Source organism: Parvularculales bacterium (genome assembly GCA_036881865.1).
In the GTDB taxonomy this organism is placed as follows: domain Bacteria; phylum Pseudomonadota; class Alphaproteobacteria; order JAPOUT01; family JBAJNM01; genus JBAJNM01.
In genome coordinates this window covers 1-11,119 of sequence record JBAJNM010000083.1, presented here as the reverse complement: position 1 = coordinate 11,119, position 11,119 = coordinate 1, and the positions used below count along the sequence as shown (strand labels likewise).

Sequence of the window (11,119 nt, the reverse complement as noted above, 5' to 3'; positions counted from 1 at the left end):
GAGGTAATCGGCAATGTAGCACCTTTGTTGGGTCTGCTCGGTACGGTAATCGGCATGATACGTGCGTTTCAACAATTGGAGGCCGCGGGCAGCCGGGTTGACCCGGCCTTGTTGTCGGGAGGTATCTGGGAGGCACTGTTAACAACGGCGGTAGGTCTGGCCGTTGCCATTCCGGCCATTGCGGCTCTTAATCTGTTTGAGGGACGGGTGGACCGTTACCGTATGGCCATGCGCGATGCCACGGCGCAATTGATGACCCTGTTCGGCCGGAATAAGCAAAGCCGGTAACCTTACCGGAAAAGGGTGATAAACATGACGGCGGCAAGGCTTTCGGCTTTTGACAAATCTCCCGGGCGGCGGCGTAGCGTCAGCCTGACGCCCCTTGTCGATGTCGTCTTTTTGCTGCTGATTTTTTTCATGCTGGCGAGCACGTTCCTTGATAACAACGCCATGACCATGTTGACGCCGGAGTCCGATGCTGAAGCGGTAGAGCAGGATGACAACGTTGTCGAGGTTCGTCTCATTGCCGGCGACCGTTTAAATGTTGACGGAGAAGAAAGCCGGATAGAGCGTCTCGCTGAGATGTTAAAAACGCGTTTCCGGAATAATCCGGCCCTCAGCGTTACGGTTTTAGTGGAAGAAACTGTCCCCACCCAGTCACTGGTGAGTGTTCTTGAGGCTGTTAAAGAGTCCGGCATCTCGTCCATTGTTACCGCACCGGTAAACTCTGCAACAGGCGGGGAAATCTCTCCATGAAGAAGCCGGTTCTCCGTCTCGCGGAAAATCCCCCGCGCCGTCCTTATGAGGCCGTTACGCCGCTCATTAATATCGTCTTTTTGCTTTTGATTTTCTTTTTACTGGCCGGCACGATCCGCCCCACGGAGCCGGTTGATGTAACCTTGCCCGAAAGTGCCCACGATGACGGCGCCGTCTCGGACAGCATTAACATCTATCTTGAAGAAGACGGTTTCGTGTGGCTTGAGGGGCAGATCATGCCGCCTGAACTCGTCGCTCTTACGCTGCCGCGCGTTATAGAAGAGAAGGGCACCGACCTCATAACCGTCAAGCCCGATAAACAGGCTCCCGCACATGCACTTCTGAGTCTGCTTGAGGCATTGCGCGAGGTTGATATTGAAGAAATCGTCCTGACCACGGAGTCTCCCTCATGAAAATTGCCTGTCATGGTGCCCGTGAGTGGGGCCGCATAAGCACCGGAGTTTAGGAGCCGCGCAAATGGCCTCTCCCGCATCGGCAAAACAGGCATCCCGCTGGCGCTTTGTGACCTGTGTTGTCTTTTCCTTTGTGCTTCATGCCGCTCTGTTGTGGTTATACGGCGTTTTAGGCGGGGGCATATTTGGCGTACAGGGCCCGGGCGGTGGAGAGGCGCTCATATTTCAGCTGGCCGCCGGTCCGGAACAGGATGATCAGGAGGCGGCGGCCGAGGGGGAACTTGTGCCGGAACCGCTGCCCGAACCTGAATCCGAACCGGAGCCTGAACCCGAAGAAGTGTCCGAGCCCGTTCCGGAACCGCCGGAACCCATTGTTGAAGAACCCGAGGCCATTCCCCTGAGCGCCGAGCCGGAAGAGGTGACACCACAGGAGGAAACACAACCCGTTGAGCAAACCGCAACGCCGGTGGGCGGCGGCGGCCTTGCGGTACAGGCGGAGGGCGGCGGCGCACAGGGAACCGGGCCCGAAGCGCTTGTCAATAAGGAGGGCACGTCTCTGATGGGCGATGCCGTGCTTGCAATTCTGAGCGGTAACACCCTCCATCTGGAAATAGGCCGTCTTGAATTTGAGGGGAATAACCGGTCGTTTAACGCGACCATTGAGATTAATGCCGACGGCACAACCGATATTGAGTTAACGCATTTCCATCATAAGACGTTTCACAGACTGGAATCCTCAACGCGCAGCCGTAGCGGTAAGGGAAGATGGTGGATTGAGGGCAACAAATGGTGTCACCGGTCAAGAATTATCGAATACGACTCCGAAAACTGCTACGACATGACCGAGGAGGGATCAACCTTGAGGTTTTATCATGGCGAGTGCCGTATAGGAGCTTCACCTCATTGCAAACCCGGCCGCCTTGCCGCCCGTGGGTCCGTGAGGTAGGTTTTTTGTGGGGTTTATATATTAGATATATTTATTGGGAAGAGCATTAATAATGTTCTTGATTTGTTCTCTCTTTTGAGGTAAAATCAGAGTTACTAATTATTTATCCTAGCAAATCAGGAGATTTTATAATGTCTACCTATCAATCTTATAACTTTTATTCTGAAAACTACGAAAAACAATCTGACGCTGATATTTGATGCGATTGCCTCGTGTCTTTGGTTGAAACATCAAAAAAACTAACTGAAACAAGAATATGTCTATGGAAAGCAACACAAATCCGTCTCCCCAAAAAACATTCAGTTTTGCAGATCGAGTTAAGAAGTATAGAGAACAAAAGAATCTAACACAAAGAGGTCTCGCACGGCTTCTTAATGTCACCAGTGCAAGTGTTTCCAGATGGGAAACGGGTACAGCAAAGCCTCCTTATGAAGTTGCTCAGAATTTAGAGATTTTGGGTTTTGGGAAGGTGAGTGAGCAAGAAACAAATAGAGATAGTTTATCTAGAATAGATCAAATACCCATCAGTCAACTCATGGATGGTGTTGTCAAATCAATTCGATTTGGAAGCACTGATTTTGATATCAAACCTGCACCATATGTATTTAACGGCCCAGAAAACCAACTTGAATTCTTTCAAAAGCTCGTCGATCTGCAAGGAAATAAACCGAAGGTAGATTCTATTTCTTTAAAACGCTTATCAATTATCGAAGAAGTGGGAAGTATAAAAACATCACAATTTGAACTTGAAAGACCAAAGAATAATGCCAAGACATGGAACTCAAATTATGGAACTCATGGATGGCATCGTTATGTTGGAAGATTTCCTCCTCATTTAGTTAGAGCGCTCATTAACCATTTTAGTCTAGAAATAGGAGACACTGTACTAGATCCATTTGTTGGGAGTGGCACAACTATTGTAGAATCTCGAATGCTCGGCTTAAACAGTATCGGAATTGATATCTGCCCGCTATCGAGTCTTATTTCTCGCGCTAAATCAAAGTTCCCCTCTGATGTTTCAGGGTTACGTAAAACTCTAACAAAATATCAAAATTTTTTTGATAAACGCATTAAAGAATCTGTATTTAATAAGAATGATTTAACTCATGCCGATTTAATACGGATGTTTAATAATGTAATCCCTGCTTTTTCTAATTATGAAAAATGGTTTACTTTAGAAGCGCTTCTCGGTTCTTTAATCACTGTGCAATTTATAAGGCAATTAGATGGCTATGAGCAGGATTTTTTTGCATGCCAGTTATCTTCGTTGATGAGAAGTATTGGTAACGTGGAAGTGAACGTCGTCCGCGCGGAATATAGCGAGAAGCTCAGAGAAAATGTTAATGTCAAAAAATTATTTACAAAGAGATGCCTTAAATCTATTGAAGATATCAAACAAACTCTATTAACCCACCAAAATTTCATCAATGACAAGGCAAGTGTCACCGTTTTTGAAAGCGGAATTCAGCATGCAGAAATTGCAAGCAATAGCATTGATGCGATAATTACATCGCCACCATATGGGGTTGAATCAATAAGTTATCTTAGAACTCATCTGCTAAGTTATAGGTCACTCTCTACGATACTTAACGCGAATCCTTACGAAAATAACAAAGATATCATTGGGTCTGAATATTTGGACAAAAATAAAGAAGGTGAGGATAAAGCGATTGCATACAGTAAAACTTATAAAGAATTTTTTGAGGCTTATGATTTTGAGAACATGCCTAAGAAACTGATTCTAAGGGTTAGAATGATGAAACAGTTTTTTGATGATATGGTTCTGACAGCACTATTGTTTGAAAAGTGGTTAAAAGTTGGAGGTCACATTGCATTCGTTGTGGGAAATAAGCGTCTAGGTAATCACGTAATTCCAACAGATAAAATAATCTTAGAGATATTCTCTCATTTTGGAATCATTCTTGAGGAATCAATTAAACATAAACTTAAAACAAACAATTCAAATTCACAGGTGCCATGGCAAGAACGGGTTATAAAGGACGAATTTGTCATGATTTTTAAAAAAGTATGAGCAAACTACTCCAGCGAGAAGATGCAGTTCACGTAAGCATCAGAAAACACTTGAAGAAGAATGGGTGGATATTAATAGCGGGTGAATACCCAAACGGATCCGATGACGAATTACATTCTCTGAAGGTTATGGATTCACTTTTTTCTAAAGATCACAATCTAGATCACAGAAGGCATAGTTTTAATAAACTTATCCCAGATCTGATTGCGTATAAGGAAGGGATATTCCTAATCATTGAAATAAAAACTAGATACAATAAACAAGACGAAGAAAAACTTAAAATACTTTTTTCATCAAGGATTCAAGATTTAAGGAAATGTCTTAAGGACTTCCTCAAACGATATATGCCCGAGCAGAATATAGACGTGTTTACCTCTCAATTGATTCCAACAATGGGGTTTTCTAAAGGGGATTTTCAACTGGAAAGCGGATTTGTTTATTTGAAGGTGGATAGTTTGGATTCGATTGATATTATTTGGAACGCCTGAATAATGGTGAGTATAAAAACACTGGCAGAAAAATTAGATTGGGAATGTCTAGAATCTGATACTTCATATCTAACTCACGATATACATAGGTATTCAGGAAAATTTATCCCTCAAATTGCTAGAAATGCTATTGAGATACTCTCAAAAGAAGATGACCTTGTACTTGATGTGTATGCTGGTTCAGGCACCACATTGCTTGAGGCAGCATGTCTCAAGAGGCATTCAATTGGAGTGGATTTAAATCCACTTGCCACAATCATTTCTATGGTTAAGACCACTCCAATTGACAAAGAAAAACTCTTTAACTGGCATGTTCAATTTAACTTGAAAATTAAACGCTATAAAATTTATGAAGAACCTCAATTATTTGAAGGAGAAATGGATGAATTAGAAATTTCGGAAGTAGAACATGACGAAAGATTAACAAGTGATTGGCATACAAAATGGTTCCAAATTGACCGCCTCAAAGAACTGATATGGATTGATCAAAATGTCAGGCGTATTAGTGATTCCGAACTTCGATCTATCGCCATAGTTGCATTGAGTGACGTGCTTCGAAGATCAAGTAACGCTCACAGTTCGTATCCTAATGTTATGTTGGATAAAAATAAAAAAAAAGTATCACCTGTTATTCCCTGTTTCTTGAAGAGGCTTGATCAAATCGTTCAATCGATATCAACAATACAAGGTACAATTCAAAATAAATATATCCCTCGTGTAATTGAGGGTAGTAATCTAACCTTGAATCTGGAGGAGGATTCGGTAGATGCAGTTATCACCCACCCACCATATATTGGGAGCATTCCTTACGCAGAATATGGCATTCTAAGTTTGACTTGGCTGAACCATAACTCAAAAGAACTAGATGCTTCTCTTACTGGAGGTCAGAGACAGAGAAAAAATGTCATAGAGAGGTTTAGTAGAGATTATCAAATGATGTTTAGAGAAGCGGGCAGAGTTCTAAAACAACAGCGTCATATGTTTATTTTAGTTGGAAATCCAACAGTAAAAGGTGAAATTATTGATCTGACAGAAATGTCGATTCATTACGCCACTGAAGCTGGTTTAAAACTGGATTTTAAATTATCTCGCAAGGGAGTAAATAGGAGGGCGAACAAAATGGGAGAGGAGACAGGGTTATTTTTTTTAAATACTAACTAAAGAAGTTCTTTTGAAAGTACACCATCTTCAAAAATTATGGCATCCGCAACTATTTTGTATAATCTAACATCTTTCCGACTTAAACCCAATGAAGCTTCTCTCCACATTTCAATGGAAATGTTAGGAAAATTCAAAACCATGTTCCTTAGTTTTTTTTCCAAGCTTCCACAATACAGATATACATACATCAACGCCGTCCCTGTATAAGGATCCGATCTAATATATTTCATACCTATATTATAAATAACTGTCTCTCTTTCGTGAAAATTATTACCTAACATGCTGGCAAGGTCAGCATTCAATACATGAGGTTTTATTATTTCAACGGAATCAGGTGGTATATCATACTGTTCTGGGTTTCGAATTTCATTCGACACAAATTTCTTACGTTCTGATGCTTGCTCTTCCTCAAAATCAGAAATAAGTATTTTTCTCTTCAACTCATTAAAATTAACTGACATGTATAGATCAAAAAATAAATACAAATACTCTTTGATTCTTATATCCTTCTTATCGCTTCTAATTATCTCGTAATCTTGATCGACGATCCAATTTATGATTGAGACTGGTGTGTTATATATTTTCGACATATTTTTTAAGGCATAAAATAGTCTTAGATTCATATATCGAGGACCTTGAGTCAGTCCACCATGCTTGTAAGCGGCATACGGCCCAAAATACACCGTAGGGATTCCACTTTTTACTGCGGCAACCAATCTGGCAAATCTTTGCCCAACGTTATGGCCAGACGGGACCTCACTAGTGCGCTCAACCACAAGTATTGGAATGTCATCTTCGCAAAGGACGATGTCAGGACGATCAAAAGAGAGTACCTCTTGAAAAAGCTCACCTTTGGTTTTTAATGTGTTGTACACAGGAAACGGCTCTAAAACTGCCGACTCTAGTGCTGGATGGAGGTTTTGAAACCAATCACCTTCTTGCATACTATCAAAGAAAATTGAGAACAAAATGACCTCATTAACAATAATATAAATAAAACTAGATACCCTAAACGTTGCTGTCAATGCGTTGATGTCACGGTTGTAGATTGCACTCTTTTCTACAAACCTCTATTAGGTTCGAGTTAAACGAAAAGCTGAAGGTTAAGTTAAAATTCTCTAACTAATTTATCTGTGGATAAAACTGGGGGTAAGGTTTTTTATATAGGTTAAAAAACCCCCAAAAAAGGCGTGTTTATCTGTGTGTTCAAATCTTCTCAGGATTGGGGAAAACTCTTGGCGAGCTGTCAACTTCACTACGGGTGAAGCAGATCAAAGCACTCATACCTTTCTCAAATCCTTTCAAAAACAGACCCCATTCGCGGGCTTGAGAGACGCTCGTATGTTTTCAGAAGATAGCCATCTGTCATTCCTGCAATATAGTCGCAGATTACTCTTTTCTGAGGTTCACCGCATCCCAGCCTCTTCCGGAAATCTACAGGCAAAAATTTTCCGGGATCAGAATTGAGTATCTCGAACACTTCAATGATCATGCGCTGCCCTTTGAATTCAAAGTGCTGTACATTAGGACTATGAATGACTTTTTCTCTTACAATCTTTTTAAGACAGTCCAGAAATCTGCTATCTGCCTCCCTTAACGAAGCTTCATATTTGAGCAGGGGTTCTTCAAAAGGAAAACCGGTTTCTTTTATATAAATACCTCTTAGAAGATTATTGACGACCCTTCCGATACAGTCTTTTCTGTTTTCTCCGAACAAGTCATTTACCTTTTTCTCAAAACACTCTTTTTCTTTTGAATCCTTTATTAACCCTTCTCCCCGCCTTTTTTCAAAACCCTCTTCTAAATCCTCTTTTCTAATCAGCTCAAGCTTTATGGCGTCCTCCAGATCATGAACACCATAACTGATGTCATCGGCCAAATTCATAATGCTGCAATCAAAAGAACAATATTTGGCTTTTTGGTTATCGCCTAAAGCCTGAAACTCTTTTTTATCTTTTTCGGTAAGCGGTTCCAATATCCATTGGACACTATCGCCCTCACTATCAAAATAGCATTTTGGGGGTTGTTGGTTACGGTCAATAAGAAAAGGGAAAGATTCCGCCGAGGGTGAGCAAAGTTCCGGTTTATGTCTATTGGCTCTTTCATAACTTACAGGATATTTAAGGCATCCCAGTAATGTTCGTCTGGCCAGATTTGCCCCTGCGTTCTTTGTAAATGACTCTAATTTTGTCAGAATACGGAGTGTCTGACCGTTCCCTTCAAAACCACCATCGTTTCTCATGCAATAATTCAGGGCAATCTCTCCCCCGCCATGGCCAAACGGGGGATGCCCGAGGTCGTGCGTTAAACCGATTGCCGCTACGAGTTTTTCGGGGGGCAGAATTTGCTTCGGCATATCTTGAGGGCAGTCGTTATGCGCTTTCCCCTCAATATATTTATCGAGATATTGAACGATCCCTTGCCCGATCTGGCTCACCTCAATAGAGTGCGTCAGCCGTGTCCGGTAAAAATCGCTTTCACCTATATTATATATTTGTGTTTTGCCTTGCAGGCGTCGAAAAGAGGCGGAGTGAATAATGCGCGCGTAATCACGGTCATAATATTGACGTGGGTCACCATCTCTCTTCGGAGGTTTCTCACGGCGCTCTTCCTGCTCTGCTGGAGTCAAAATTCCATTCCCCGGTATTGGTACACCATCAAAGAAACCATAGTGTCCTGTTATTGTTTACCGGCCAGATAATCCGCCACCTCACGTGCGAAGTACGTCAAGATGCCGTCTGCGCCCGCCCGCTTGAAGGAAAGCAGGCTTTCCAGCACCACGGTTTTTCTGTCCAGATGGTTTTGTTGCGCGGCGGCTGAGAGCATGGCGTACTCTCCGGATACCTGATAGGCAAATGTCGGCACTCCGAAAGTGGATTTCACCCGCTGCACGATATCCAGGTACGGCATGCCCGGTTTGACCATCACCATGTCGGCCCCTTCGGCAAGGTCCAGTGCAATCTCGCGCAGCGCCTCGTCGCCGTTGGCAGGGTCCATCTGATAGGTGCGCTTGTCACCTTTAAGTAAGTCTCCCGATCCCACCGCATCACGAAACGGTCCGTAAAAGCCGGAGGCATATTTCGCCGCGTAGGCCATAATCTGCGTCTCATGATAACCGACTTCTTCAAGGGCTGCGCGAATACGTCCCACACGGCCATCCATCATGTCCGAGGGCGCGATGATATCGCATCCGGCGTCCACCTGAACCAATGCCTGTTGTACGAGAATCTCGACGGTTTCATCATTGAGGATGTACCCGTCCTCCAATAGTCCGTCATGGCCATGGCTGGTGTAGGGGTCAAGGGCGACGTCGCACAATAATCCGATATCGGGAACCGCCTCGCGCACCGCCCGGAGGGTGCGGCATATAAGATTATCCGGATTAAGCGCTTCCGAGCCTTCTTCATCGCGCAACTCCGGCGGCGTGTTGGGAAACAGGGCCAACACCGGAATGCCCGCCTGTTGGGCATCGCGGGCGGCCTCAACCACAAGGTCAACGCTCAGCCGGTTAACCCCCGGCATCGAGTCCACCGGCGTGGATTTGTTGTCGCCGTCCTGCACGAAAAGAGGCCAGATGAGATCATCGGTCGTGAGATGGTTTTCGGCCACCAGCCTGCGTGACCAGTCGGTCCGCCGGTTGCGGCGCATACGGGTTGCGGGCCAGCCGCCTGAGGCACCGGTTACGGGGGAAGCGGGTGTTTTTTTCGCCATGGGATACGTCTCTCTATATATAACTCTATAGTAATACGTATAAATTAAAACGTCTCTGTGATCAGTTTAGGGTAATACCGCTTTCGGTCTGAAGACGCGCAAGCACCGGATGATTCTCATAGGCAGGGTTCTCCATAGCATACTCAAAGGCGGTCTTGCCGAAATTATCTTTTATTGAGGCGTCAGCGCCGTATTGTAACAGGAGTTCGGCAATCTCCGGTGAGGCTTCACTCGTGTTATGGAGCGTTGCAAAGTGCAGCGGTGTGCGCCCGTCATTGTCAAGGGCATTAACGTCAACGCGGTCAGAGGGCATGAGATGATTTTCCTTTCCTAGTGTTGGTGTCGGCATTGCGTAGCGTTATTCCCTTTATCTTATCCTGATTATGAACTGTGAGTCACCCCACGCACCGCTCCGAAAACTGAGCCCGTTCAAAACTTGAAATTAAAGTCCGCCGGACCGAAGAGTTCTGTATTGGCAGTTGAATGATGACCCGGATGACACCGGTACGTATTTCCGGCTGATGTCGTCACTGACTGACGCACGGTAGCCAACACCAAAAGTGATCTCACGTCTCTTTACGGATAAAAAAAGCGACTCGATTCTCTGTGATTCTTTTTGATTCTGTCAAAAACGAGTCGTTTTCCGTTTTTCTCCCGCTGACGTTTTTCTGTGGTTTCGCGCCATAAAATAATCCTTCTGATAAAGGGAAGATGACTCTTATAAGTGTTGGCGTTATATCGCCAAGTGTCACAGGGGTGGTCTGTCATAGACATGAGAGGATGTCATGACAGGGCTACATTATCAAAACTCACCGACAGAAGTTTTGCGGAATCGCGGTAGTGTGAACCGCGCAAACGCATCCGGCCCCCGGCCACCGTTAGCTCAAAAGCTCAGACACCTCCGGTATTACCTTCAATCAATATTTCCGCCTGTCCGGCGGCACAACGTCCACCTTCGGACCTTCTTGTCCCGGAGCCGGACGGCTTCGGGTGCTGTTGTAAATCGCATCCTGCGGACAGGTTCGGGAGTACCCCAGAACACGAACAGGACATTGTTGTCCACGTTAACTCGGCCCCTCTCTCTCAAAATGACGGCCACCCCTGTCGGCAATGTGTTGGGAGAGGGGCTGTTTCACATCTGGCCTCTAACACATAGGAGACTATCCATGTACATATCAAACACCCTGAGGATTCTGATACTTGCTTTCGCTTGTGCCTCTCTCGCGGCCTGTGGAGGCGGTGGTGGCGGTTCCACGGAACCCTTCTTCATGCCCGGTGATAGTACTCCCCCGCCACAGGTTGAGGAAGAAACCCCGCCTGCGGTAACGCAAAATGATGGAGAGACCAATACACCTGCAAATGATAATGACAACACGCCGGCCGATAGCGGTGACACCATGGACACCGGCGATAAGGGTACGCCAATGGAGGAAAGCGGTGATGGCAATCAGCAGGGCACAACACCGGAAGAAAAAACACCGGTCGAACAGGGTGTAACGCCAGGTGACAATGTGCCAACGGCAGAAGAAAAGCCCGGCAATCAGGACAATGGCGATAACGGAGAGAGTGGCGACACTGAACAGGAGATCGATACCACCGAGCAAGGTGGTGG

12 protein-coding genes are annotated in these 11,119 nt (G+C 45.0%); 8 read left to right on the top strand and 4 right to left on the bottom strand.

Translation table 11 applies throughout. The features are described 5' to 3' along the window. From V6Z81_11160 to V6Z81_11130, 7 genes are all read left to right on the top strand, one after another. Nucleotides 1-288 (top strand): MotA/TolQ/ExbB proton channel family protein (locus V6Z81_11160; GenBank protein ID MEG9863025.1); only part of this gene is annotated, 288 nt, incomplete at its 5' end. 24 nt (nt 289-312) lie between these two features. Further along, nucleotides 313-756: a biopolymer transporter ExbD gene (locus V6Z81_11155; GenBank protein ID MEG9863024.1), complete on the top strand. Its 444-nt coding sequence runs from the start codon at nt 313-315 to the stop codon at nt 754-756. Next, nucleotides 753-1,169 carry a biopolymer transporter ExbD gene (locus tag V6Z81_11150; protein MEG9863023.1) on the top strand — a complete coding sequence of 139 codons (417 nt, stop codon included), beginning with the start codon at nt 753-755 and terminating at the stop codon, nt 1,167-1,169. Before V6Z81_11155 ends, V6Z81_11150 begins: the two co-directional genes overlap by 4 nt. 64 nt (nt 1,170-1,233) lie before the next feature. Further along, entirely contained in the window at nt 1,234-2,115 is an 882-nt protein-coding gene (locus tag V6Z81_11145) for a hypothetical protein (protein MEG9863022.1), read from the top strand. Nucleotides 2,116-2,377: 262 nt separating this feature from the next. Continuing rightward, complete coding sequence (locus V6Z81_11140) at nt 2,378-4,147, top strand: DNA (cytosine-5-)-methyltransferase (GenBank protein MEG9863021.1); 1,770 nt, start codon at nt 2,378-2,380, stop codon at nt 4,145-4,147. Further along, entirely contained in the window at nt 4,144-4,635 is a 492-nt protein-coding gene (locus tag V6Z81_11135; GenBank protein MEG9863020.1) for a hypothetical protein, read from the top strand. The genes V6Z81_11140 and V6Z81_11135 overlap by 4 nt, the downstream gene beginning before the upstream one ends. A gap of 3 nt (nt 4,636-4,638) precedes the next feature. Next, complete coding sequence (locus V6Z81_11130) at nt 4,639-5,796, top strand: DNA methyltransferase (protein ID MEG9863019.1); 1,158 nt, start codon at nt 4,639-4,641, stop codon at nt 5,794-5,796. Here the strand turns inward: V6Z81_11130 and V6Z81_11125 are convergent. The 4 genes from V6Z81_11125 to V6Z81_11110 all read right to left on the bottom strand — a co-directional run bounded on the left by V6Z81_11125 (nt 5,793) and on the right by V6Z81_11110 (nt 9,820). Further along, entirely contained in the window at nt 5,793-6,821 is a 1,029-nt protein-coding gene (locus V6Z81_11125; GenBank protein ID MEG9863018.1) for a hypothetical protein, read from the bottom strand. The genes V6Z81_11130 and V6Z81_11125 overlap by 4 nt on opposite strands. Nucleotides 6,822-7,087: 266 nt before the next feature. Further along, nucleotides 7,088-8,425: an anti-phage deoxyguanosine triphosphatase gene (locus V6Z81_11120; protein ID MEG9863017.1), complete on the bottom strand. Its 1,338-nt coding sequence runs from the start codon at nt 8,423-8,425 to the stop codon at nt 7,088-7,090. Between the two features lie 50 nt (nt 8,426-8,475). Further along, nucleotides 8,476-9,507: a porphobilinogen synthase gene (hemB, locus tag V6Z81_11115; protein MEG9863016.1), complete on the bottom strand. Its 1,032-nt coding sequence runs from the start codon at nt 9,505-9,507 to the stop codon at nt 8,476-8,478. Between the two features lie 61 nt (nt 9,508-9,568). Then, a complete protein-coding gene (locus tag V6Z81_11110; GenBank protein MEG9863015.1) occupies nt 9,569-9,820 on the bottom strand; it encodes an ankyrin repeat domain-containing protein in 252 nt (83 codons plus the stop codon). Between the two features lie 853 nt (nt 9,821-10,673). Here V6Z81_11110 and V6Z81_11105 point away from each other — a divergent pair. Then, the coding region (locus tag V6Z81_11105; GenBank protein MEG9863014.1) for a hypothetical protein at nt 10,674-11,119 on the top strand (446 nt) is incomplete at its 3' end.

Bases quoted from the DNA above. Each gene is read 5' to 3' on its own strand.
- V6Z81_11110 (MEG9863015.1), bottom strand. From the start codon at position 9,820: ATGCCCTCTGACCGCGTTGACGTTAATGCCCTTGACAATGACGGGCGC.
- V6Z81_11155 (MEG9863024.1), top strand. From the start codon at position 313: ATGACGGCGGCAAGGCTTTCGGCTTTTGACAAATCTCCCGGGCGGCGG.
- V6Z81_11150 (MEG9863023.1), top strand. From the start codon at position 753: ATGAAGAAGCCGGTTCTCCGTCTCGCGGAAAATCCCCCGCGCCGTCCT.
- V6Z81_11145 (MEG9863022.1), top strand. From the start codon at position 1,234: ATGGCCTCTCCCGCATCGGCAAAACAGGCATCCCGCTGGCGCTTTGTG.
- V6Z81_11130 (MEG9863019.1), top strand. From the start codon at position 4,639: ATGGTGAGTATAAAAACACTGGCAGAAAAATTAGATTGGGAATGTCTA.
- V6Z81_11140 (MEG9863021.1), top strand. From the start codon at position 2,378: ATGGAAAGCAACACAAATCCGTCTCCCCAAAAAACATTCAGTTTTGCA.
- hemB (MEG9863016.1), bottom strand. From the start codon at position 9,507: ATGGCGAAAAAAACACCCGCTTCCCCCGTAACCGGTGCCTCAGGCGGC.
- V6Z81_11135 (MEG9863020.1), top strand. From the start codon at position 4,144: ATGAGCAAACTACTCCAGCGAGAAGATGCAGTTCACGTAAGCATCAGA.